At 56.2% G+C, this 23,992-nt stretch carries 22 protein-coding genes; 14 read left to right on the forward strand and 8 right to left on the reverse strand.

Annotated elements, in window-relative coordinates; translation table 11 throughout:
• The first annotated feature begins 56 nt into the window (after positions 1 to 56).
• On the forward strand, positions 57 to 920 hold the full coding sequence (locus ACT3TJ_RS06920; RefSeq protein WP_193054691.1) for a sirohydrochlorin chelatase: 864 nt from the start codon (positions 57 to 59) through the stop codon (positions 918 to 920).
• 83 nt (positions 921 to 1,003) lie between these two features.
• Positions 1,004 to 2,593 (forward strand): ABC-F family ATPase, encoded by a 1,590-nt coding sequence (locus ACT3TJ_RS06925; protein ID WP_192528245.1) that lies wholly within the window; start codon positions 1,004 to 1,006, stop codon positions 2,591 to 2,593.
• Between the two features lie 42 nt (positions 2,594 to 2,635).
• Here the strand turns inward: ACT3TJ_RS06925 and ACT3TJ_RS06930 are convergent, their stop codons facing one another.
• The 6 genes from ACT3TJ_RS06930 to ACT3TJ_RS06955 form a co-directional block, all read right to left on the reverse strand.
• The gene (locus ACT3TJ_RS06930) at positions 2,636 to 3,241 is read right to left on the reverse strand and encodes a cell division protein ZipA C-terminal FtsZ-binding domain-containing protein (RefSeq protein WP_444665526.1); all 606 of its coding nucleotides are present in this window, start codon (positions 3,239 to 3,241) and stop codon (positions 2,636 to 2,638) included.
• A gap of 162 nt (positions 3,242 to 3,403) precedes the next feature.
• A complete protein-coding gene (locus tag ACT3TJ_RS06935) occupies positions 3,404 to 4,522 on the reverse strand; it encodes an alkene reductase (RefSeq protein ID WP_192528243.1) in 1,119 nt (372 codons plus the stop codon).
• A gap of 214 nt (positions 4,523 to 4,736) precedes the next feature.
• Positions 4,737 to 5,108: a hypothetical protein gene (locus ACT3TJ_RS06940; RefSeq protein WP_192528242.1), complete on the reverse strand. Its 372-nt coding sequence runs from the start codon at positions 5,106 to 5,108 to the stop codon at positions 4,737 to 4,739.
• A gap of 144 nt (positions 5,109 to 5,252) precedes the next feature.
• A complete protein-coding gene (locus ACT3TJ_RS06945; protein WP_192528241.1) occupies positions 5,253 to 5,993 on the reverse strand; it encodes a sulfite exporter TauE/SafE family protein in 741 nt (246 codons plus the stop codon).
• 11 nt (positions 5,994 to 6,004) lie between these two features.
• Positions 6,005 to 6,685 carry a transglycosylase SLT domain-containing protein gene (locus ACT3TJ_RS06950; RefSeq protein WP_192528240.1) on the reverse strand — a complete coding sequence of 227 codons (681 nt, stop codon included), beginning with the start codon at positions 6,683 to 6,685 and terminating at the stop codon, positions 6,005 to 6,007.
• 73 nt (positions 6,686 to 6,758) lie between these two features.
• Entirely contained in the window at positions 6,759 to 8,177 is a 1,419-nt protein-coding gene (locus ACT3TJ_RS06955) for an aminotransferase-like domain-containing protein (RefSeq protein ID WP_087110930.1), read from the reverse strand.
• A gap of 236 nt (positions 8,178 to 8,413) precedes the next feature.
• Here ACT3TJ_RS06955 and ACT3TJ_RS06960 point away from each other — a divergent pair, with 236 nt between their 5' ends.
• The 4 genes from ACT3TJ_RS06960 (at position 8,414) to ACT3TJ_RS06975 (ending at position 13,228) form a co-directional block, all read left to right on the forward strand.
• A complete protein-coding gene (locus ACT3TJ_RS06960) occupies positions 8,414 to 9,829 on the forward strand; it encodes an APC family permease (protein WP_087110932.1) in 1,416 nt (471 codons plus the stop codon).
• 56 nt (positions 9,830 to 9,885) lie between these two features.
• The gene (locus ACT3TJ_RS06965; RefSeq protein ID WP_444665527.1) at positions 9,886 to 11,337 is read left to right on the forward strand and encodes an NAD-dependent succinate-semialdehyde dehydrogenase; all 1,452 of its coding nucleotides are present in this window, start codon (positions 9,886 to 9,888) and stop codon (positions 11,335 to 11,337) included.
• A gap of 11 nt (positions 11,338 to 11,348) precedes the next feature.
• Positions 11,349 to 12,620, forward strand: a complete 1,272-nt coding sequence (gabT, locus tag ACT3TJ_RS06970) for a 4-aminobutyrate--2-oxoglutarate transaminase (RefSeq protein ID WP_444665528.1) — start codon at positions 11,349 to 11,351, stop codon at positions 12,618 to 12,620.
• A 305-nt stretch (positions 12,621 to 12,925) separates the two neighbouring features.
• The gene (locus ACT3TJ_RS06975) at positions 12,926 to 13,228 is read left to right on the forward strand and encodes an antibiotic biosynthesis monooxygenase family protein (RefSeq protein ID WP_444665529.1); all 303 of its coding nucleotides are present in this window, start codon (positions 12,926 to 12,928) and stop codon (positions 13,226 to 13,228) included.
• A gap of 25 nt (positions 13,229 to 13,253) precedes the next feature.
• Here ACT3TJ_RS06975 and ACT3TJ_RS06980 read toward each other — a convergent pair whose 3' ends face one another.
• Complete coding sequence (locus tag ACT3TJ_RS06980; RefSeq protein ID WP_444665530.1) at positions 13,254 to 14,180, reverse strand: 1,4-dihydroxy-2-naphthoate polyprenyltransferase; 927 nt, start codon at positions 14,178 to 14,180, stop codon at positions 13,254 to 13,256.
• A 152-nt stretch (positions 14,181 to 14,332) separates the two neighbouring features.
• Between ACT3TJ_RS06980 and ACT3TJ_RS06985 the strand changes: the two genes are divergently transcribed.
• Genes ACT3TJ_RS06985 through menH form a run of 4 tightly spaced genes read left to right on the forward strand, consistent with a single transcriptional unit; the run spans position 14,333 to position 18,779 of the window.
• The gene (locus ACT3TJ_RS06985; protein ID WP_444665531.1) at positions 14,333 to 14,833 is read left to right on the forward strand and encodes a DoxX family membrane protein; all 501 of its coding nucleotides are present in this window, start codon (positions 14,333 to 14,335) and stop codon (positions 14,831 to 14,833) included.
• 16 nt (positions 14,834 to 14,849) lie between these two features.
• Complete coding sequence (locus ACT3TJ_RS06990; protein ID WP_444665533.1) at positions 14,850 to 16,244, forward strand: isochorismate synthase; 1,395 nt, start codon at positions 14,850 to 14,852, stop codon at positions 16,242 to 16,244.
• A 5-nt stretch (positions 16,245 to 16,249) separates the two neighbouring features.
• The gene (menD, locus tag ACT3TJ_RS06995; protein ID WP_444665535.1) at positions 16,250 to 18,022 is read left to right on the forward strand and encodes a 2-succinyl-5-enolpyruvyl-6-hydroxy-3-cyclohexene-1-carboxylic-acid synthase; all 1,773 of its coding nucleotides are present in this window, start codon (positions 16,250 to 16,252) and stop codon (positions 18,020 to 18,022) included.
• Entirely contained in the window at positions 18,012 to 18,779 is a 768-nt protein-coding gene (gene menH / locus ACT3TJ_RS07000; RefSeq protein WP_192528233.1) for a 2-succinyl-6-hydroxy-2,4-cyclohexadiene-1-carboxylate synthase, read from the forward strand. The genes menD and menH overlap by 11 nt, the downstream gene beginning before the upstream one ends.
• A gap of 19 nt (positions 18,780 to 18,798) precedes the next feature.
• Here menH and ACT3TJ_RS07005 read toward each other — a convergent pair whose 3' ends face one another.
• Positions 18,799 to 20,340: an anion permease gene (locus ACT3TJ_RS07005; protein WP_444665537.1), complete on the reverse strand. Its 1,542-nt coding sequence runs from the start codon at positions 20,338 to 20,340 to the stop codon at positions 18,799 to 18,801.
• Positions 20,341 to 20,616: 276 nt separating this feature from the next.
• On the opposite strand from ACT3TJ_RS07005, the gene frdA reads away from it, so the two are divergent.
• The 4 genes from frdA to frdD are packed head-to-tail and all read left to right on the forward strand — an operon-like array spanning position 20,617 to position 23,981.
• Positions 20,617 to 22,404 carry a fumarate reductase (quinol) flavoprotein subunit gene (frdA, locus tag ACT3TJ_RS07010; protein ID WP_444665539.1) on the forward strand — a complete coding sequence of 596 codons (1,788 nt, stop codon included), beginning with the start codon at positions 20,617 to 20,619 and terminating at the stop codon, positions 22,402 to 22,404.
• A complete protein-coding gene (locus ACT3TJ_RS07015; protein ID WP_192528230.1) occupies positions 22,401 to 23,153 on the forward strand; it encodes a succinate dehydrogenase/fumarate reductase iron-sulfur subunit in 753 nt (250 codons plus the stop codon). Before frdA ends, ACT3TJ_RS07015 begins: the two co-directional genes overlap by 4 nt.
• Positions 23,154 to 23,163: 10 nt before the next feature.
• Positions 23,164 to 23,565 carry a fumarate reductase subunit C gene (locus ACT3TJ_RS07020; protein WP_444630890.1) on the forward strand — a complete coding sequence of 134 codons (402 nt, stop codon included), beginning with the start codon at positions 23,164 to 23,166 and terminating at the stop codon, positions 23,563 to 23,565.
• The gene (frdD, locus tag ACT3TJ_RS07025; protein WP_444639210.1) at positions 23,562 to 23,981 is read left to right on the forward strand and encodes a fumarate reductase subunit FrdD; all 420 of its coding nucleotides are present in this window, start codon (positions 23,562 to 23,564) and stop codon (positions 23,979 to 23,981) included. The genes ACT3TJ_RS07020 and frdD overlap by 4 nt, the downstream gene beginning before the upstream one ends.
• Positions 23,982 to 23,992 lie beyond the last annotated feature (11 nt).

Here is a 23,992-nt window from a genome sequence, read left to right on the forward strand (position 1 = left end):
TCACGTGGTTTAAAATGCCATGGTAACATGATCGGGTACTCTCCCCTGGAGCACTCATGCGCGCTATTTTTCTGGTCGATAATGGCTCATTACGCCCGGCCGCCACCCGCAATTTACGCCGTATAGCGGCCTTGCTCAGCCAACAAACAGGCGAGACGGTGTGCGCCGCGTCACTGCTCCACTCCCATAAAATCCCGGCTGATGAACTAGGGGGCACTCCCGCACTTACCCTTGGGCCAGCCGCCGAGCGCAGCGCGGAGCAAGGGGCTACCGAGATCATCGTTTTGCCGTTCTTTTTTGGGCCAAGCAAGGCCTTGACCGACTATCTACCCGAACGTATGGCGACCCTACAAGCGCGCTTTCCTAACGTGAGTGCGCGAGTTGCCCAGCCGTTGGTGGACGAACGGGGGGATAACGATCTGCGGCTGGCCAGGCTGTTGGCTGACAACGTACGCGAGCATCTTAACGATACGCGCCCCCGGGTTGCGCTTGTCGACCATGGCAGCCCTATTCCTGAAGTTACGGCCGTGCGCAATCGGCTGGCCGGGCAGTTGAGCGTGCTGTTAGCGGATGAGGTTGCTTGCGTGGCCGCAGCGTCCATGGAACGGCGTGAAGGTGAGGCGTATCGCTTTAACGAGCCGCTGTTGCAAAACCTGCTGAATAATCCCGATTTTCACGATGGGCCGGTCGTTCTGGCGATGCTGTTTCTCTCGCCGGGCAGGCATGCAGGAGAAGAGGGTGATATTGCCGAGATTTGCCAGGACGCTCAACAGCGTCACCCTGCGCTTAATGTTGTGGCCACAAGGCTGGTCGGTGAACATTCCGGTATTGTCGATATTTTGCACTCTCGGCTATGCCAAGCGATTGATGGGCAACGCTTTCTGCTGGAGCTGCCCGCGCCCGGTAGCACACTGCGTTAGGCGAAGGGTGTAACGTTGTCCAAGAGCGCGTAGAATCGCGAGCCTTTGTACGCGCAATTACTCCGCTAACCAGGGTCACCATCTTGATCGCAACCGCCAATATCACCATGCAGTTCGGGGCCAAGCCTCTGTTCGAGAACGTCTCCGTCAAATTCAACAACGGCAATCGCTACGGGCTGATTGGCGCTAACGGTTGCGGCAAGTCGACCTTTATGAAGATTCTGGGTGGCGAGCTTGAGCCAACCTCCGGCCAGGTCATGCTGGATAACAGCACGCGGTTGGGCAAGCTGCGCCAGGACCAGTTCGCCTATGAGAATGAGCGGGTCATCGACACTGTGATCATGGGCAATACCGAGCTTTGGAAGGTTGCAGCGGAACGCGAACGCATCTACAGCCTGCCGGAAATGAGCGAAGAAGACGGTATGGCCGTGGCCGACCTGGAAGTACGCTTCGCTGAGCTGGATGGCTACACTGCCGAATCCCGTGCCGGTGAGCTGCTTCTGGGCTTGGGGATTCCCATTGAGCAGCATACCGGCCCAATGAGTGAAGTGGCTCCCGGTTGGAAGCTGCGCGTGCTGCTTGCCCAGGCACTCTTTTCAGACCCTGATGTATTGCTGCTCGACGAGCCTACCAACCACCTGGATATCAACACGATCCGTTGGCTGGAAGATATTCTGACGGCGCGTAACAGCACCATGATTATCATCTCTCACGACCGCCACTTCCTGAACAGCGTATGTACGCATATGGCGGACCTGGATTATGGTGAGATCACTCTGTTCCCGGGTAACTATGACGACTACATGACGGCAGCAACTGCCGCGCGTGAGCGTCAGCACTCGGATAACGCCAAGAAAAAAGCCCAGATTGCTGAGCTTCAACAGTTTGTTAGCCGCTTTTCGGCGAACGCCTCGAAAGCCAAGCAGGCCACCTCGCGGGCGCGCCAGATCGATAAAATCAAGCTCGAAGACATCAAGCCTTCCAGCCGGGTAAGTCCGTTTATCCGCTTTGACCAGAACAAGAAGATTCACCGTAATGCGGTCAATGTTGACGCGATTACCAAAGGCTACGATGACGGTGCGCCGCTGTTTGAGCGCTTCTCCATGACCGTCGAAGCCGGTGAGCGTATTGCGATCATCGGCCCCAACGGTATAGGCAAAACGACCCTGCTGAAAACCCTGGCAGGTGATCTGCGCCCCGATAAAGGCGAAGTGAAGTGGACCGATGCGGCCGAAGTAGGCGTCTTTGCCCAGGATCATGCCGACGACTTTGCCGTCGATATGACACTCTTCGAGTGGATGGGACAGTGGACCCAGGGTGGCGAGCAGGTCGTACGCGGCGCGCTGGGGCGCATGCTGTTCTCAAGCGACGATATTGGAAAGTCCATCAAGGTCATTTCCGGTGGTGAGCAGGGGCGCATGCTGTTTGGCAAGTTAACCCTGACCAACCCCAATGTACTGCTGATGGATGAGCCGACCAACCACCTGGATATGGAGTCCATTGAGGCGCTAAACCTGGCGCTGGAAAACTATCCTGGTACGCTGATGTTTGTCAGCCACGACCGCGAGTTCGTGTCGTCGCTCGCCACACGTATTATCGATATGCAGCCCGACGGCATTGTCGACTTCAGCGGCAGCTATGACGATTACCTGCGCAGCCAGGGCGTGGTGTAAACAGCGCACTCATCAACGGCTAAGGTATTGAGCGTGAACTCATCAGCCGATAATGGTGGCGTAGGTCGCTTCCGTTACCGGCTGGTGGTGGATATCCAATACATCCGCGTTTAAAAGGCTGCCTACTTCTTTGGCAAGCTCCACATACACGTGCATCTGCTGATTACGGCGTTTGTGCAGCGGTGGTTTAACGATCAAGCTGATACCCCGAACCGCTTCAGTGCCTTGCTCATCCCGGTACAAGTCGGGCAGCTCACCCAGCAAAAAAGCATTCGTGACGGTGATGGGGTTGGCAGGCTGTTGGCCACTAATCAAAAACACGTGCTTGAGCGAATCGTACTGGGCATTATGGCTTTTCAGCCACTCGGCCAAACGCTGGTCAGTACTCTCTCCCGGCTGATTAAAAAGAATAAACAGCGAATGCTGTTTAAACGTTTGGGCGGGCTTAGCTGCTGCTTCTGGCTCAACGATAGGTTCAGGCGTTGGCGGGGTTGCGGCGGCTTTAGCCGCTATTTTGCGTGCGATAGCGCGGGCGCGCCGACGCTTATGCCAAGGCACCACAATGTAGATAAAAATAGCGGTAGCAATGCCAGCCAGTAGCAATGAGGCCACAGAAAGTAGTAATACAGTGGTGTTATTATTATCCATCGGCATTCAAACCTGTTTAAAAAGCAGCGGTAGTTATGACGTTTAAGTGAACTGGTAACCAGAATTTGTATATTAACAGCGTTCTAGCACTAAGATATATGCAAAAAGCACCACACAAGTGGTGCTTTTTGCTGTTATGAACACGCAATTTACGTCGGCATATTAACCAATACGATCATAACCGTTATCCATAAATGGGTAATCGGTATAGCCTTTCTCGTCGCCACCGTAGAAGGTGGCGTGATCAGGCTCATTCAATGGTGAGTTCTTATAAAAACGCTCAGCCAGGTCGGGATTGGCGATATACGGACGGCCAAAGGCGGCGGCTTCCGCATTACCTGAATCGAGCAGGGCCTCGGCACGTTCGGCGTTATAGTTACCGCAGTAGATCAGGCTGCCGCTAAAGCGCTCACGCATCTGCTCGCGAAAACCGTCAGGGAACTGAATGTCGCCACCGGCCCAGTTAGGCTCGTTAAGATGCAAATAGGCAAGGCCACGCTTGGAAAGCTGATCCGCCATATAGAGCGCCATCGCTTCAGGCTCGTCGTCGGTTAATCCAAACAGCTCGATAAACGGCGTCATACGAATGCCAACTCGGTCAGCGCCAAATACGCCAACAACGGCATCGACCACTTCCAGCGGGAAGCGCGCACGGTTTTCCAGCGAGCCACCGTATTGGTCGGTACGCTGGTTAGTGCCGGTGGCCAGGAACTGATTCAGCAAATACGCATTGGCCGCGTGCACTTCGATCATGTCGAAACCCGCACGCTTGGCACGCACCGCCGCTTGGCGGTAGTCATCCACAATGCCGGGGATCTCGTCGGTTTCCAGCGCGCGCGGTGTGCTGGTGGGGTGCTGGCCTGCGCTACCGTCTTCAAACTCAACAAAACACTGGGCGCCTTCACCTTTAAGCGCACTGGGCGCGACCGGCTGTTCGCCATTGGGTTGCACCATCTCGTGGGAAACACGCCCAACGTGCCAAAGTTGCAGAGCAATTCGGCCACCTTTGGCATGCACCGTGTTGACGACCTCCTTCCAGCCCGCTTCCTGCTCATCGGTCCAAATGCCTGGGGTGTAGACGTAACCACGGGCAGTGGGAGAGATATTGGTTGCTTCACTAATAATCAGGCCTGAACCAGCCCGCTGCCCATAGTAGGCTTGCTGCAGTTTGCCAGGCACGCTATCCGGTGTGCGTGCGCGAGTGAGCGGCGCCATGATGACGCGGTTAGGAATCGACAGACTACCGAGTTGGGCCGGGGTAAAAAGTGCTTCAAATGCCATTCAGCTAACTCCTGTTGCGTGCACTGCTTCAAAGTGATGACAGAATAGACCAGTTTACTAGTAAGCGCCAACCACTCTTCTGTGTGGTTTGTTATGAGGCCACCAGGCACAAAACAAAACCCCACCTTGATAAAGATGGGGTTTGAATGACTCATTGATGGCGCAGTCGATTAACAGCGTGGCGGACTAATGAAGTGTCTGAGTAGTGATGTACTCAATCTCGTTGCCAAGGCCAGCGCCGCTTAGGAGGCATGACGATTAGCTGAAGGGCATTGTTGAGCGGGAGCATAATCGCGGCTAACTGCCGGTGGCAGATAGCGCTACTGAGTACACCAGGGCACTGTTTCAGCAGTAGCTCGCACTGTTGGGCGGCGAGAAAAATTTGCTCAACTACCTGAGGGGAAAATAGCGGTTTGGCCTCTTTGCAGCAGCGGTTAAGTTCTCCGGCCAGCATCGAAAGCATCCCTGTATCCAGCCAGCAGGGCAGCGGGTCGTTTAGGCGGCCTGCAATTGAGTGTTGAATCGCCTCGAACGAGGTTCGTAAGAACCCAAGAGTTTGGCGAAGCTGTCGCTGCTCACTGGTCATGTCATTTGCCTGCACTTCGTCAACAAGTCGTCGATAAGAGAAAGAGAGTGTTTCTCATTTTCATCTATCGAGACGATAGCGCCAGTTAATGGAGGTGTCAATAAATGGTATGCGCCTTAATGTACTCACGCCGGAACGGTCAATTTACTGACTCAACAAATATGCCCCCTGGGCAAAATAGAAAATGCCAATACCGGTCACAATCCAGCGTGTCCATGTACGGAAGTTGGCATCGGTAAGGCGATGTAACACATGTGTCCCTACTTGAGTGCCCAGGATAGCCAACGGCGCAGCCAGCAATACCATGCCCCAATCCCCAGCGCCCAGTGCCAACGCAGCACTCAGGTAGAAGAGAATCTTAATACTATGGGCGACCACCTGAATCATTGCTTTAGTGGCCACCACTTCACGACGGTCCATTCGAGAGCGTACAAAGAAGATATCGATCAGTGGTCCGGACACCCCAGCGGCAATGGTTAACCCACCCGATGCCATGCCGCAAAGCAGTGCGTGGCTCGTTCGGTTGGCGTTGAGATGGAACCAACGTTTGGGCATCCACACCAGAATGGGCATCAAGCCAATTAACAGTGACACCGTGGCGGCATTAGCACTATAGCCGAGCAGCATCAGTAGCCCGGCGGCGCTTATTACGCCTAGCGTCATAAACGCGACCGTTCGCCAGACAATAAACCGCCGCGATAACCATGCCCGCGACCCGTTAGCGGTCAGTTGAATGGCCCCATGCACGGCCATGGCACTGGCCGCCGGGAACGCGAGCAGCAGAAACCACATCAGTACCAGCCCGCCCGCCATGCCGAAGATACCCGATAACATCGAGGTAAAAAAAACTACAAAAACAAAGAACGAACCGATTAGTAGGGACATAATAAAACTTCTTAGCTACGGCAAAAGGGCCAGACTTGATAAAAGCGGCGGCATTGAAACTCGGCTTCACAGGCATTGAGCTGGGATTGATAACGGTTTGTGCGAGTGACGATTTGCCGTGCTGCGTTGATTACCTGAGGCTTATTTCGGTACGTGCCACGTCGATACCCGCCTGCGCCCTCGTGGTAGGCGTAATAGAGATGCTCAGGATTGGTTAATGAAATGCCTGCTTGTTGCTGAGATCGGTGGTTGTACCAGCCGATGAAGTCGGTGGCGTGCTTCATGCTGGTGCGGCGCGCAAACAAGCTACCTGCCTGCTCTCGGTACTCTCCCCATACCGGGTCTTGCGCTTGGGCATAACCTTTTGCCGAAGAGGGGCGGGGGCCGGGGATAAAGCCCAGGTAATACTTGCGGTCAGGACGAATGTGGCTTTTAAAGGAAGACTCCTGCTGAATAAACGCCATTTGTGTCGCAATGGGTGTTCCCCACTTCTCCTGAGAGTCGCGCGCGTAGTCGTACCAGGTGGGCTGTTCGCGGAAAATTTCGCAAATATTACTCTGGTCTTGTGGTGGGTTGGGGGCAAAGGTCGCACACCCAGAGAGCAGCAGAACGATGCCTACCAGTCCCCAGGTGCGTAATATTATGCACCAAGATAAAGTCGCAGCGGAAAAACTATCAACAGGGCGCAGCATGATGAGTTCCTTGTGGATAATATTGTCGTCACTGACTTTTTTATGATTATTAATATCAGGCTTTTATAAGCGGCTAGGGTAACAGGTTTTCCAGACAGCGGCGCAGCCGCTGCGCCTCGCGGGCCAGCGTTTCACCTGAAAGCATACCCACTCCCATTACCAAGCCAGCGCGTGAATCATTCGCGGCGCATACCGGACTTAAAGGACGCACGATCAAATGCTCCTTAAGCAGCGCTTGGGCAAGCTGTACGTCATCAATAGGCGGTTCAAATTCTACACACAGGCTGATGGCACTACTGGGCGGTGAAATACGCTTCACTTGCGGCAAGGTACGCAGTTGATCATGCATCACCTGCTGGCGGCCTAGGTAGTCGCGCTGAATACGGCGGCACCAAGCGTCAAGATCACCATCGAAGATAAACTGGGCAAGCACCGCCTGGTCCAGCATGCGCCCCTCACGAAACAGCTCGCTACGCAGACGATTCATGGGTTCGGATAGTTGACGCGGTACTACCAAATAGCCCAGCCGTAGTCCGGGGAACATCATTTTGGAAAAAGAGCCAACCAAAAAGTGACGCTCAGACTGTGGATCAAACAGCAGATTGGTATGGTCGTCGCGGCTGAACTCGTAATCATCTTCAATGATGTACGCAGGCGCTAATGCATCGCATAGGCGCTGCTTGTCGTGGGCACTGGTAGGCACACTGAGCGGATAGTGGTGGGAGCCAGTGAGATAAGTAAGCTGCACAGGGCCAGACGTTGCGGGCAGGCTATGGCCCTGGCCGGGCTGCCACGGCAACATTTCAATGTTTAAACCCGCGGCGGTAAATACGTTGCGTGCCCCCCAGTAGCAGGGCGATTCCATTACCACGGTATCCCCAACATCCGCCAAGGCCATGGCGCACAGTTCAATACCGTTGTGCGTACCATCGGTAATAATAATTTGATCAATGTCGCAGCGAATATTGCGCCAGCGTTCCAGAAAATCACGTATCGCACGCTTTAACGGCCCATAGCCGCCGGTCGAGTAGGAGAGCAGCAAAGCGTTTTGCGGCACGGTCACGCTGGCATACAGCTGGCGCCACTTACGCATGGGGAACTGGGCGATATCCGGGATGCCGGGCACAAAAGCCCCGCTTTGGATAAGGCTGGCTCCTGGGCCTTGGAGCACTTTCTGTGCGCGTTGGGAAAGTGGACGCTCCTGAGTAAAAACAGCAGGTTTGGTTGCTGGTTTGCGGGACCAGGTGCCTTGGCCGTGGGCCGTTTTAAGCAAGGCTTCGTTAAGTAGCGTATTGATCGCTAATGCCAGTGTCTGACGGGCGACACCTAGGCCTTCCGCTAGCTTGCGGTGAGCCGGTAAGCGCATCCCCGCAGGCCACTCCTGGGTAATCGCATAGCGCAGTGTCTGTTCGATACGCACCTGCTTGCTTAGCCGTTCGGGCTGGAGTGCATAAAGATGCACAAGTTGGTGCACGACCTGTTCACGCTCCATGAAAAGCTCCTTTACCTCCTCCAAAAGCCCTAATAGCGCAAGCTTTCAAACGATTAACGCGAGTCAATTGCGCACCAAGCTGGTGCGCGTGAAAAGTGGTCTAGTCAAACACGAAAGTGGTGTGTACGCGTTCTGCGTCCAGCCTGCTAGCGTGTTTAGATACCGTTGAAACGGCATCAGGATACTGCGCCATAGAGCGCCAACGACAACATCCAATAACCTGCAGGAATCTTGCCATGAACACTCCCTCTTCTGAACAGGATAAGCTCGTACGGGTACTCGCCCGTGGCGATGTATTGGCACTCGCCTTTGGAGCCATGATTGGCTGGGGCTGGATCGTTCTTACCGGCACGGCGATTCAATCGGCTGGCAGCTTGGGCGCTATTCTAGCCTTTATCGTGGGCGGTTTAGCCATTGTACTCGTGGGCCTGACCTACGCCGAACTCGCCTCCGCCATGCCCAAAGTGGGCGGCGAGCACGTTTATAGCTATCGCGCTCTGGGTCATTTGCCCTCCTTTTTATGCACCTGGGCGATCATTCTTGGCTACTTAAGCGTGGTGGCGTTTGAAGCCGTCGCACTGCCCACGGTTATCGAACACTTAGCGCCTAACTACGCCGTCGGGCACCTGTGGACGATTGCCGGCTGGGAAGTAAAAGCCACCTGGGTGGCCGTAGGTGTGGGTGGCTCGCTTGCCATGATGCTGATCAACTACTTTGGCGTTACTACCGCCTCGCTGGTACAGAAAGTCGTTACCGGCATGATTCTCCTGGCAGGCGTGATGTTTGTGACCGGTGCCTTGTTTGAAGGCGAAACCATCAACATGCTGCCGCTTTTTGCCCATGGCGATAACGGTACCGTAGCCGGAATCATTGCAGTGCTGGTCATGGTGCCCTTTCTGTTTGTGGGTTTTGACGTGATTCCCCAGGCCGCAGAAGAGATCAATCTGCCTTATAAGGCCATCGGCAAGGTGCTGATGCTCTCGGTCATTCTGGCGGTCGTGTGGTATGCGCTGATCATTCTGGCGACCAGCCTTGCGCTTGACAGTTCTGAGCTTGCCGCAAGCTCCTTAAGTGTACCGGACGCCATGGGCGCGCTGTTTAATGCTCCCTGGGCCAGCAATCTGATGGTCATGGCCGGTATCGCGGGCATCATTACCAGTTGGAACGCGTTCTACATTGGCGGCTCGCGGGCCATCTATGCCCTGGCTAAAGCCGGCATGCTGCCGGCCCCCTTTGGCAAGCTGCACCCGCGCTATAAAACGCCTACCAACGCTATCTTCCTGATGGGCTTTCTTTCCTGCATCGCGCCGTTCTTTGGCCGCCCGGCGCTGGTGTGGATCGTTAACGCTGGCGGTCTGGGTATCGTGATCGCCTATCTGTTTGTGGCGATCTCCTTTGTGGTATTGCGTGTGCGCGAGCCGGATATGCCGCGCCCGTTCCGCATCCGCCACGGCAAACTATGCGGTACCTTGGCTATCGTTCTTTCCTTCGGTATGGCTTGCCTCTATTTGCCCGGAAGCCCAGCGGCGCTGAGCGCTGCTGAGTGGAGCATTTTTGCCGGCTGGTCGGTACTGGGCATCGCGCTGTATATCCACGCGCTGTTCACCTACGGCCGCGCCTATAGCGACCAGCACATGATGGCGGATCTATAAGCCGTCCTACGAGCCTATGAACCTGAGCCCATGAACCTGAGATAGAGGAGCATTGTATGAGCTTTATCGAACAGTGGTTGCACGACGCCGTTCCCGCCCTGATCGGTAGCGAATGGCGCACCGGAAAAGAAACCTTTGCTGTGGATAACCCCGCCACCGGTGAGACGATTGCCCGTGTCGCAGAGCTTGGCGCGGAAGATACCCGTGATGCCGTCGCTGCCGCTTATGAAACCGGTGCCGCTTGGCGCGCTACCCCGGTCAAACAGCGCTCAGCGCTGCTGCGCCGCTGGTTTGAACTAATCACCGAACATGCTGACGATCTTGCGCGGTTGATGACGCTTGAGCAGGGCAAACCGCTGGCGGAAGCCAAGGGCGAAGTGACTTACGGCGCCTCGTTTATCGAGTTTTTCGCTGAAGAAGCCAAGCGCATGGCCGGAGAGACCCTGCCCAGCCACGGCGCCGACAAGCGTCTGTTGGTACTGCGCGAGCCGATCGGCGTGGTCGCCGCGATTACTCCGTGGAACTTCCCGCTGGCGATGATTACCCGCAAGTGCGCCCCGGCACTCGCCGCCGGCTGCACCGTGGTGATCAAACCTGCTGAAGCCACGCCTTTAACAGCGCTGGCCGCGGCCTATCTGGCGCTGGAAGCGGGCCTACCCGCGGGGACTATCAATGTAGTCACCGCCTCAAGACCGGTAGCGGTAGGCGAAGTGCTGACCACCGAGCCGCGGGTACGCAAGGTATCGTTCACCGGCTCCACGCCGGTGGGCAAGCGTCTGCTGGCCCAGTGCGCAAGCACGGTCAAGAAAACCGCCATGGAGCTGGGCGGCAACGCGCCGTTTATCGTGTTTGACGACGCCGATGTAGATGCCGCTGTCGATGGTGCGATCGCCTCCAAATTTCGTAACGCCGGGCAGACCTGCGTTTGCACCAACCGCTTTCTGGTCCAGGATGGCATTTACGATACGTTCGTCAGCAAGCTTACCGAGCGGGTAAAAACGCTGAAAGTAGGCGACGGCCTGGCAGACGGCAGCGTCATTGGCCCGCTGATCAATCAGGCCGCGGTCGATAAAGTGCAGCGCCACGTGGACGACGCCATGAACCAAGGTGCGCGCCTGATGTGCGGCGGCGAGCACCACGCAGCCGGTGCTCGCTTCTTTACGCCTACGGTACTCGCCGATGTGACGACCGCCATGGCCGTGGCTGATGAAGAAACGTTTGGCCCCGTCGCGCCGGTGTTCCGGTTTACGCGCGATGAAGAGGCCATCCAGATGGCTAACGATACGCCGTTCGGCTTGGCGGCCTACTTCTACGCCACGGATTACCGCCGTATCTGGCGCACCATGGAAGCGCTTGAATACGGCATGGTCGGCGTCAATGAAGGGCTGATCTCGACTGAGCTTGCGCCGTTTGGCGGTGTAAAAGAGTCCGGCTTGGGCCGCGAAGGCTCTCACCACGGTCTCGATGAATTTACTGAATTGAAATACGTCTGCGTCGGCGGCTTATAAGGGGAATGAACATGACCAATCACGAATTGAACGAACTGAAAAACCGTTATGTAGCCAACGGTGCAGCGACTCCAAATACGGCCTTTGCCGAGCGCGCTGAGAACGCCGAGTTGTGGGATGCCGATGGCAACCGTTGGATCGATTTCGCGGGCGGTATCGGTGTGCTCAACCTGGGCCATCGCCACCCGAAAATCGTCGCAGCGGTAGAAGCGCAGCTACATAAGGTCATGCATACCAGCGCGGCGGTAATCTCCTACGCGCCTTACGTTCAGTTGTGCCAGAAACTCTGCGAGCTGACCCCGGTACGCGGGCCCGAGCGCAAGGCGATGCTGGTCAATACCGGTGCCGAGGCGCTGGAAAACGCCGTGAAGATTGCCCGCGCCGCTACTGGCCGTACCGGCATCATCACCTTTGACGGTGCCTTTCACGGCCGCACGATGATGACGCTGGCCATGACCGGTAAGGTGCTGCCCTACAAGAATGACTTCGGCCCCATGCCCGGCGATGTGTTCCGCGCGCCGTTCCCTAATCCGCTGCATGGTATCAGCGAAGAAGCTTCGCTCGATGCCATTCGTACGCTGTTCAAGACCGACATCGCCCCGCACCGCACAGCGGCGATTGTGATCGAGCCGGTACAGGGCGAAGGCGGCTTCTATATCGCCTCACCGGATTACCTGAAAGCGCTGCGCGCGCTGTGCGACGAGCACGGTATTCTGCTGATTGCTGACGAAGTGCAGTCCGGCTTTGCGCGTACCGGCAAGCTGTTTGCCCTCGAACATAGCGGTATCGAGGCGGACATCCTGACCACCGCCAAGAGCCTAGCCAACGGCATGCCGCTTTCAGCGGTTGTGGGTTCGGCCAAGGTAATGGATGCCTCCGGCCCCAACTCGCTCGGCGGCACCTACAGCGGCAACCCGCTCTCCTGCGCGGCGGCGCTGGCGGTCATTGACGTGATTGAGGAAGAAAATATCCTTGAGCGCAGCGCGCAGATGGGCCGCCTGCTGGCTGAACGTTTTGGCGTATGGGAAGAGCACTTCCCCGCGGTTGCTCATGGCCGCCAGCTGGGCGCCATGGCCGCGTTCGAGCTTTTGGATAGTAACGGCAAGCCCGACACTGCGATGACCCAGCAAGTTTGTGCGAAAGCGCGCGAGAAAGGGTTGATCCTGCTTTCCTGTGGCTTCTATGGCAACAGCATCCGTATTCTGGTGCCGTTGACCGTGTCTTCTCAAGTGCTGGAAGAAGGCTTGAGCATTATCGAGCAGTCGCTGGAAGCGCTTGGCTAATACGCCGCGTTAGGCATCTATAGCCCGCCCCCGCCAACAGCATTTGCCTGCTGGGGGGGGCGGGCTAGGGGATCAACCGGCGACAGCCAAACCACTGGCTGCCGATCAGGCAACGAGAAGGTTAATCCAGCACTTCAGGCTTGTTGGCATCCGCTGGTGTTGGCAGATAATAGAGCGTGGGCACTATCAGCAGCGCAAGCAGCTTTCTTCAAAAGCCTAAGCTGTTCGTTACTTGATGGTGACGTTACCATCAAGTTGTCGCCGCGTAACTAACTTGGCAGGATCAACCCAGCAGGAGAGTTGTCATGTATATCGCCATGAACCGTTTTCAGATTGCCCCAGGCCGCGAAGAGGATTTTCTAGAGGTGTGGCGTAAGCGTGATTCGCACTTGAATGAAGTACCCGGCTTCAAGCAGTTCAAGATGTTGCAGGGCGCAAGCCAGGACGAGCACACCGTATTTATTTCTCACAGTGTATGGGAGTCGGAAGCGGCTTTCCGCGCCTGGACCCAGTCAGAGGCGTTTCGCAAGGCTCATGCGGGCGCCAAGTCACCGGAAGGTATCTATCTGGGCCGGCCCAAATTTGAAGGGTATGAGGTCGTGCTTTAAGCACGGGGCCAGCGGCTTGGCCTCTTTAATAGAGCGCCAGGCCGAGTGATAGTAGTACACTGTAAATCAGCGTCGATAGCGCGGTTTTTTTCAGCATGCCGGTAAGCGTTTCACCGTCGGTGGCGTGGTGTAGCGTTCTGGCAGCATCTGCTAACGGTTTGGCAACCAGTAGGCAGCTCCAGCTAAGCCAGGGGGCGGGCAGTGCGACCAGATAAATCACGGTGAGCAGCAGCGCCATTGCCAGCAATATCCAGTGGTAGGTAATGGCGTTAGCGCGGCCCAAGCGCACCGCCAGGGTGATCTTGCCGTTGCGCGCGTCGCTTTCGATATCGCGCACGTTATTCACGTTCAATACAGCGGTTGACAGCAACCCGCAAGCGGCCGCGGGCAGTAGTGTAAGCCCGTCCAGTTGTTGTGCATGCAGGTAGTACGTGCCGAGAACCCCTAACAAGCCGAAGAAGATAAAGACCGCAATATCTCCCAGTCCACGATAGCCATACGGCGTACCGCCCAGCCCTACGGTATACGTGACCGCGGCCAGCAGCGCGGCAGCACCCAGAAGAATAAAGATGAGAATGGACGTCCACTGATTGCCAAAAGCCGTCAGCAGTAGCAACAGCCCACACAGGGCGGCAACGACTGCCATCACCACCATTCCACCGCGCATAGCGCGAGGGCTCAGTAATCCTGACGAGACAGCGCGAACAGGGCCTATGCGCTGGTGATCATCCGCTCCCGTCGCCGCGTCGCCGTAATCATTCGCCAGGTTTGAAAGCACTTGCAGGGCAATCGCCGTTAGCAGGGCAAGTAGTAGCACGCTCGGATTAAACCCCTGTGCGTGCGCCGCAAGGCCTGAACCAAGTAGGATAGAGGCGCATGCCAAGGGAAGCGTACGAGGCCGGGCCGCTAATAACCAAACCTGGAACGGGCGGTGCTTGTCGGGTTGATCCATTGCTTCGGTGTCCTGGTCGTGATGACGTTAAATGACTAAAAGGGCGTGCGTGTCACTGTATTATTAAGTGCTAAAAAGCAGACCTGCGTCAAAAGAAGCAGCGGTGTCTTATCGCAAACTATTGTTAATCCCTCTTAACAGGAGTTAATTTGATGATCGGCGACTTATTTAGACAAAGCAAATATGCAGCGCTTGTTTGGCTAGCCTTCCGGCTTTATCTTGGGATTACTTGGCTCAGTTTGGGAATCGGCAAACTGACGGGCGGTTTTGATGCGCAAGGGTTCCTGAGTAACGCGGTGGCGAATCCTGTGATGCGGGAAGGGAGCATGGTGTATCCCAACTACGTTGCTTTTTTGGAGCATTTTGCGCTGCCCTATGCGGGTATGTTTAATGTGGTGATCCCACTGGGCGAAATACTCGTGGGGTTGGGCTTGATCGTGGGGATGCTGACCTCCTTTGCAGGCTTCTTCGCTATTGTAATGAATATGTCGTTTCTGATGGCGGGTACGGTCTCCACCAACCCATGGATGATTGCGTTAACCTTTTTCTTGCTGGTAGCGGGCGCGAACGCTGGCCATTTTGGGGGGGACCGTTGGGTTCTGCCCTATATCAAGCAGAGGCTGGGCATTGCGCGCCGCATCCGGTTTACCTGAGACGCGGGGCCACTGATTGTCTGAACACATGCGCTGGGTAACAGGCAGCAGCGTCGCTTACGGGTTGGCGCATATGAACAGCCAAAGCGCTGTCGCTGAGCTTATGGACCGGCTTGATGCATTGTCTGTGTCGTCCCTTCAGGGTGTTATACGCCTGAGCGTGCCTTACCGCGTTGATAGCCTGATGGGATGGTTGGAAGCGCAAACGGTTTTTCCGCGCGGCTACTGGAAAGCGCGTGACACCGGTGCACCTGAGTACGCTACGTTAGGTGTGGTCAGCGCGGCCGACTCGCTTGAGATGCTGCAGGCCGACCTTGCCAAACTCGCGACCTTGCCAGGTGAGCAGCCGGACTATTTCGGCGGTATGGCGTTTGATGCTACATCGCCCGGCTGGGCACATTTCAAAAACTGCTGTTTTATATTGCCGCGTGTTGAGCTCAAGCGCTCACAACAGAGGACGCTATTGACGCTCAATCTGCGCCTTGACGATCGCTGCGGCGATCACGAAATAGCCGAAGCCCGCGCCTTTTTAGCCAGTCTCCAGCAAGAACAACCGCTACCCCCTCTGCGTCCGCATGCCTATTTACGTTATGACGCCCCTGCCCAGCAGGAGTGGTCAGCGTGGGTATCCCAGGTGACCCACGCTGATCAGCTGTGCCACACACCCAAAGTGGTGTTATCGCGAGAGACGCGCTTGGTCATCGCGGACGACGCATCGAAAACACCATCGCCCTGGGCACTGCTGGAACGCTGGCAGGCAGAGGCGGCGGCGTGCTTTCAACTGGGCATTCAGTGGGATTCAGAGATCGCCTTTATTGGTTGCCCACCGGAGCGCCTTTATCAGCGAGAAGGTACGCAGCTGGTAACCGAGGCGCTAGCGGGCACCATCCAACGTGGCGCTGATGCACAGCAGGACCAACACCTTGCCGAGGCACTGCTGGCGGATACGAAAAATAGCCTGGAGAACCAGTGCGTTTATGAGGATATTCTTGCCCAGCTTGAGCCCTTGTCCCACGTTGTTCAAACCGGGGAGGCCCATGTTCTCAAGCTGCGCTCTGTGCAGCATATCCGCCGCCTTATTCATGCTGAGTTGCACCACACGGTGACGGACCAGGCGCTGCTTGCCAGTTTGCCGCCTACTCCAGCGGTAGGCGGTGTTCCTCGCGCATTGGCGCTGGCGTTTATTCGACAGCACGAACGCCACCAGCGGGGCTGGTACGCCGGTGTGTTTGGCCGGGTGAGCCTGGCCAGTACGGAGCTTGCGGTGGCGATCCGGTGTGCTCATATCGGCGCTAATGAAATTCGCCTTTATGCCGGTGCGGGCATTGTCGCGGGCTCTCAGCCTGATGCAGAGTGGCGCGAGCTGGACAACAAAATTGCCGACATTATGTCGCTGCTCAACATGGGGTAATACCAATGACCGCGAACGCCATGCCGCGCGGCTTTCCGCTTCAGCACGCTACCTTTAACCATGTGTGGGCCGCGCTGCTGCTTGAGGAGCTTTACCGCTTGGGCATGCGCGACGTTGTGCTGGCGCCTGGCTCGCGCTCGTCGCCGCTCACCATGGCGGCCAGCGAGCATGCCGGGCTTCGCTGCCACTGCCATTTTGACGAGCGTGGCCTGGCCTTTATGGCACTGGGTCTTGCGCGCGGAAGCGGCCGCCCGGTAGCGGTTATCACCACCTCGGGTACGGCGGTTGCCAATCTGTATCCTGCCGTTGTGGAAGCCAAATTAATGGGTGTGCCGCTGGTAGTGCTCTCAGCCGACCGTCCTATTGAATTACTGGATAACGGCAGTAATCAGGCCATCGACCAGCGCGACATCTTTGCTCGTCACACCGTGATGCATCACGACCTTCCGCTACCTGGCCCCGAACTGAACGCCGCGTTTCTACTCAGCACTATTGATCAGTCCATTGATCAACAGCAGCGTACGCCAGGCCCTGTGCATTTTAACTGCCGCTACCGCGAGCCTCTTTACCCCGGCCACCAGAGAGAGGATGCCTCGGATTATCTGGCGCCTCTCGGAAGCTGGTTGGCCTCTTCAGTGCCGTGGAGCCAGTGGGTATCCAGTACGCAAGCGCCTGTGTTTTCTACCGAGTGGGCAGATTTTTCGTGTCAGCGAGGCGTTATCGTGGCGGGATGTATAGATGACCCGCACCAGGCGCAGCAGGTGGTGACGTTATCACGTCGATTAGGCTGGCCACTGTTGGCGGATCTACAAAGCCAGATACGTTTTGACCGCCAAAACGTGATTCATTTTGACCTGGCGCTGCACGATCCACATTTTGTCGAGGAGTTGGAGCGGGCCGATGTGTTGCTGCAATTTGGTGGGCGTCTTATCTCCAAGCGCCTGACGCAGTTTATTGCTCGCCATTCGTGGCAGGATGTTTGGCTGGTGGACTCGCGCCCCCAGCGGCTCGACCCTGATTACAGCGTTAAGCGCCGCTTCGTTTGCCCGCCCGAGGCTGTGGTGGCCGCGCTTGAACCTGAAAATAAACATGAGCGTGAGACTGGGACAGGTGCTGAGCGCACGCCTTGGCACCAGCTTAACCAGTGCCAACAGCGCATCAGCGATATCGTGAATCAACGCTGTAACACCTTTTCAGAGCTGGGCATTTGTCATCGGGTGTTGCAGCAGGCAGCCGGGCAGCTGTTTGTCGGTAACAGTATGCCCGCAAGGCTGATGAACATGCTGGGTACGTACCGCACAGCGCCTTTGCGGGTATTTACCAACCGCGGGGCTTCCGGTATCGATGGGCTGATCGCCACGGCCTACGGCGCCAGTGCTACCAGTGACCAGCCCACCACACTGATCGTGGGCGATATCAGCGCGCTGCATGATCTTAATAGCTTGGCGCTGTTGAAGCAGGCCGTTCAACCGCTGGTGGTGATCATTCTTAACAATGACGGCGGCAGCATCTTTCATATGCTGCCAGTGCCTAAGGAAGGTGAGCTACTTGAGCATTATTTCCGTCAGCCACACGGTTTGAACTTTGAGTACGTGGCGCAAATGTTTGGGCTTGCCTACGCTGCACCTGGCTCGCTGGAAAGTTTCGATGCGACCTATGCCCATGCCCTGGAAAGTGGCGTTACACTGATTGAGATTAACGTGCCGCATCAGCAGGTTGCAGACGATCTTGTGGCGCTGGCGGCAACGCTGGGTAGGCTCGATAACCATGAAGACTGAACATGAAGAGCACGCCCAGCCATGCCCAACGCTGGTTATGCTGCACGGCTTGTTAGGTGATCGCTACGATTGGGCGGAGGTCATCGCCGCGTTGAAAGATGTGCCGTGCCTGGCGTTGGATTTACCGGGCCACGGCCAAAATCACCAGGTGGCGGTCAACTCTTTCTCCGCTTTTCATCACTGGCTAACCGATACGTTGGCCGCGCAGGATATTCGCCGCTATTGCTTGCTGGGCTACTCGCTGGGAGGGCGTTTGGCGCTTGATCACGCCAGCCGCCAACCTGCGGGGCTTGAGGCGCTTTGGCTGGAGAGCGCTCATCCAGGCTTGCCGGAAAGCGAGCGCGATGAGCGTATTGCTCATGATGCACGCTGGGCACAACGTTTTGCACTGGAACCTCTTGAACGCGTGCTTACCGACTGGTATCGGCAATCCGTCTTTGCTGACCTTACGCATACGCAGCGAGCGCGGCAGATTGAACGACGGCTGGCCAATCATGGCCCGTCCGTGGCGACAATGCTGCGAAGCACGTCGCTCGGCAGGCAGTCATCTCAGTGGCCGTGGCTGGCTGAAACGTCACTTCCCATTGGTTACTTTTCAGGTCGGCAGGATACTAAATTTCATGCACTTGCCGACCGCTTGGCTAACGTAGCCCCTCGTGTGCACCTTATGGCGCTGGAAGGTGGGCATAACCTGCATACAGAGCAAGCGAAAAGCATCGCCGAACCGATTAGCCGATGGTATCAACGCCTCGGCTAAACGGCTCGCTCACCTGGATTCAGTTAATCAACAGCAGCCACGGCAAACCGATAGCCAGCCAGGCCACTAAGAACAGCAGACCAAAAATAGCCCCTAGCCGCCAATAAAGGGCGCTTGGCAGATAACCGCTGCCATAGTAAACCGGGCTTGGGCCGGTGCCGTAGGGGGTAATAATGCCCATAAAGCCCAGTGTGGGGAGCAGCAGGAGGATAAACATCTGCATATCCAACCCTGCAATACCGGAAGCCGCCGCCAGCATCACCGGCAATAGGGCGGTAACGTGGGCCGTGACGCTGGCAAACAGGTAGTGCAGGAGATAGAAAATCACCGTGAGCGCCACCATCGCCATTACGGGGTTAAAGTGACTTATTTGTTCACCCACCATGCCACCAAACCAATTGACGAACCCGACCTGGCTCAGCCCGCCTGCCAGCGCCACCAGTGTTGCAAACCACACAAAGGTATTCCAGGCAGCTCGATTGTCGAGGATATCGTTCCAGCTCACGATGCCGGTCAGCAGCATGCAGCAAATCACCACCAGGCCTACCAGGGATGCGGACACAACATCGCCCGCAAAAATCCACAGCAGTAGCGCAGTGACGACCATGATGACCAGCAGTATCTCGTTGCGAGTAAGCGCACCCAGTTTGTTCAGCTCATCCCGCGCCCAGTTGGACACTTCTTCACCGGCTTTCACTTCTGGCGCGCATAGCCAGTAACAGAGCAGTGGGACCAGCAACAGCAGCAGAATGCCAGCGGGCGCTACGGCGATAAACCACTGCCCCCAGTTAATATGAATACCGGTAGCGCTTTCTGTCAGAGCAATGGCCAACAGGTTGGGGGCAAGCGCGGTTAGAAACAGCGAGCTGGTCACACAGGTCGAGGTGATCGCTGTCCACATCAGAAAACTGCCCATGCGCTTCATGCTGGGGTCATTGGGCTGGGAGTCGTAAAGCGGCGGCAGATTGCGAATGACCGGATAAATGGTGCCCCCGCTACGCGCCGTGTTGGAAGGTGTAAAAGGCGCCAGCACCGCATCGGCGATCATTACCGCGTAGCCCAACGTTAATGTGCGCTTGCCCATGGCCTTGACCAGCCAAAGTGATATGCGCCTGCCTAGCCCGGTTTTTTCATACCCCAGCGCGAACATAAACGCGCCAAAAATCAGCCACACTGTCGAGTTGGTGAAGCCCGAAACGGCCCATGAAAAGGCCTGGTTGGCAGCATTAAAGCCTTCGGTCGCTAGCTGTTCGGGTGAAAACAGCACCCAGCGGGAGAGTAGCGCCACCAGAATCACGCCGATTAACCCAATGACCGCGCCTGGCAAGGGTTCAAAAATCAGCCCCACCACACAGCCCAGAAAAATAGCGAAGAAGTACCAGGCGTGAGGAGCAACCCCCTCAGGCGTGGGTATCAACGCAACGATAATGGCCACTACAAGCGGCGCTAACAACTTCCAATCAAATGCTGATTGCACGCTACTGTTCATATCAAGCTGCCCCCCTCTTATTGGCTGCGAAAGCAGCCGAGTCTCTTCACTGCTAACGCTGTTGATTTTCATCTGCTTGCGGTTGCATACGTTGCAGAGAATGGCGATAGCGACTAATAGTTAAAATTGTAGTTGGAATTCTTTATTAAAATTAATAAATGAGAAATTAAACTTAACTACTCTTGTTAAAGCATCGCCTGTCTTAAAGATGCATTTCTTGATATGCGTCAATAGAGCTTGGCATGAGGGGATAGCACGTACCTGGAGTGTGATAAGTTCAACCAAAAGACACCGCATCGAAGCGTGTCGCCACTACCGCCTTTGACTTGGCTACAGTAAGGGAATGTCATGCAGCATCGAGATTTCGATATCGTGATTGTGGGTGGAGGCGGCGCAGGCTTACGTGCCGCTATCGCCGCAGCAGAAAGCGCCAAGGCACAGGGCATTTCTCAAAGTATCGCCCTAATTTCCAAGGTCTATCCTATGCGCTCGCATACCGTTGCCGCTGAGGGTGGTGCGGCGGCGGTAACCAGCGAGGAGGATACGTATCAGGCGCATTTTGATGACACTGTGTCGGGCGGCGACTGGCTGGTTGAGCAAGGCGTGGTGGACTATTTTGTGCATCATGCCTACCAGGAACTGGTGCAGATGGAGCGCTGGGGCTGCCCCTGGAGCCGCAAGGAGGATGGTAATGTGCAGGTACGCCGTTTTGGCGGCATGAAAACCGCACGTACCTGGTTTGCCGCCGATAAAACCGGCTTTCACATGCTGCATACCCTGTTTCAAACCTCGCTCAAATATTCCCAAATTGAGCGCTTCGATGAGTATTTCGTCCTTGATCTTGCCGTGCACGAAGGGGCCGTTATTGGCGTCATTGCCCTTCAAGTGGCCACCGGCGAGCTTATTTTGTTGCGTGCCAAAGCCGTGATATTGGCAACAGGAGGTGCCGGGCGCCTGTTTCGCTTTAATACCAACGCAGGGATCGTGACTGGCGACGGGATGGCAATGGCCTATCGCCACGGTGTGGCGCTTAGGGACATGGAGTTTGTTCAGTATCACCCCACGGGCCTTCCCGGCTCCGGCATTTTAATTACCGAAGCGTGTCGTGGAGAAGGCGGTATTTTGCTCAATAAGGATGGCTACCGCTACCTTCAGGATTACGGGCTGGGCCCGGAAACCCCACTGGGCAAGCCGGAAAACAAGTACATGGAGCTGGGCCCTCGCGATAAGCTCTCACAGGCCTTTTGGCAGGAGCAGCAGGCGGGCCGCACTGGCACCTTTGGCGATAGCGATGTGGTCTATCTTGACCTGCGCCACTTGGGCGAAGCCTACCTTCTTGAGCGCCTGCCCTTTATCTGCGAGCTGGCTAAATCCTACATTAACGTTGACCCGGTCAAAGAGCCGATCCCTATCCGCCCGGCGGTGCACTACACCATGGGCGGTATCGAAACCAATCCCTACTGTGAAACGTCGGTTGCCGGGCTTTATGCGGCGGGTGAATGCGCCTCTGTTGGGCTACATGGTGCTAATCGCTTGGGTTCCAACTCGCTCACTGAGCTACTGGTGTTTGGTCGTTTAGCGGGGGAGCAGGCAAGCCAGCGCGCGGCGCAAACCGAGTGGGCAGACATGCACCTTCTGGAAACCCAGGCTGCCCATCAGCAGGCAAAACTAGCGCATCTTTGTGATGGTGAGGGCAGCGGCGAGACTTGGGTGACGCTTAAGCATGCCATGGTGCAGGCCATGGAGAGTGGCTGTGGTATTTATCGTACCGAAGAGGGTATGCGGCAGTCGTTGGAGACGATTCGTGAACTGCGGGCGCGCTATCAGAAGATTCGTGTCAACGACACCAGCAAAATATTCAACACAGAGTTGCTTGAGTGCATTGAGCTTGGCTACGGGCTGGATATTGCCGAGGCATCTTGCCTTGGTGCACTGGAGCGGCGTGAGTCCCGTGGCGCTCACCAGCGCTTGGATGACGGTATGCAAACGCGCGATGACGTTAACTACCTCAAGCACAGCCAGGTGTTTTATCAAGGCGATGCACACGCTCGGTTGGCATGGCAGGAGGTAGACGTGCGTTTTTCCGCGCCCGCAGAACGTACCTATGGGGATGCGTCCAAGGGAGGCAAGGCATGAGTACTCAGCAGGTATCTACCCGGCGCATCAGCGTCAAACGCTATTTACCCGACAACTCTACCGAGCCCTATTGGCAGGAGTATGAGCTGCCAGTCGACGACAGCACCTCATTGTTGGATGCGTTGAATCACATCAAAGAGCAGCTCGACAGCACTCTGAGCTACCGCTGGTCGTGTCGCATGGCGATCTGTGGCTCCTGTGGCGTTATGGTGAATGGCGTCCCCAAGCTTGGCTGTAAGACCTTCCTGCGCGACTTCGACGATGAGATCCGCATTGAACCATTGGCGCACTTTCCCGTGCAGCGCGACCTGGTGGTTGATATGGAGATATTCCTCGATCACCTGGCCGCCGTTAAGCCCTATCTGATAGACGACAACCCGGTAAAGCCCTTTGATCCGAAGGCGCCAGAAACCTATCGCCAGTCGCCCCGGCAGCTTGCCCGTTACAAGCAGTTCGCTAACTGTATCAACTGTGGGCTTTGTTACTCCGCTTGCCCGCAGTTTGGGCTTAATCCTGAGTTTATTGGCCCAGGAGCCATTGCGCTGGGGCACCGCTATAACCTGGATAGCCGGGACCATGGCAGCACGCAGCGAATGGCCGAATTGAACCGCCATGAAGGCGTGTGGAGCTGCACCTTTGTAGGCTTTTGCTCAAAGGTGTGTCCCAAACACGTTGACCCAGCGGCGGCTATCAATCAGAGCAAGGTGGCGTCCGCTAAGCACACGCTAATTGCGCTGTTTAAGGGCTAGGAGAAAGGGTATGGATAAGTCGACATCTCAACGCTTTGTGCCGTTAAAACGTAACTGGTGGCTGAAACTTCGCTTTTTTAAACTCTATATGCTGCGTGAAGCGACGGTGATACCGCTGGTTTTTTTCCTGCTCTGCCTACTGGCGGGCATGGTCGCGCTGCTCCAGGGCCCAGAGAGCTGGCAACGATGGATCGCCTTTATGGGATCTCCCATCGTTTTGCTGCTCAACCTTTTGGCGCTAGCTGCTAGCCTGTTTCACGCGGCGACCTTTTTTGTGCTGTTTCCTCGCGTTATGCCGCTGCGCATCGGTAACTACCAACTGCCGGATAAGGCGATTGTGGCGGGGCAGTGGGCGGGCGTTCTGGCCGTACTGCTGCTGTTTATCTGGCTGTTTGGGAGGACGTCTGTATGACTAAACCAACCATGAATATGCCAGGCACGGACAGTCAGCGCACGAACCAGCCTCCCCACCGCCAAGCCTACGATGAGTCGCTGTGGTGGGGGCTATTCAGTGCAGGTGGCGTCTGTTTTGCTGTGCTACTGCCCTCTGCCATCCTGTTTTTTGCCGTGCTGCTTCCCTTGGGCTGGCTACCTGCCAACGCACTCAGCCATGAGCGTGCATCGGCACTGCTATTCAGCGTGCCAGGCTTTCTATTTGTTGGTGCGGCGGTCTGTTTGCCGCTTTTTCATGCCGCCCATCGCCTGCGCCACGGAATGTTTGACCTTATTTTGGGCCGCGATACCACCAATAAAAAGCTGATGTATGGCGCTGCGGCGCTGTTAAGCCTTCTGGCACTAGGGCTGGTCGTGGCAGGTATGTTGCGCTAAGCCCGAAAGAC

Source organism: Halomonas sp. AOP30-A1-24 (assembly GCF_052378165.1).
GTDB classification, from domain to species: Bacteria; Pseudomonadota; Gammaproteobacteria; order Pseudomonadales; family Halomonadaceae; genus Vreelandella; species Vreelandella citrativorans.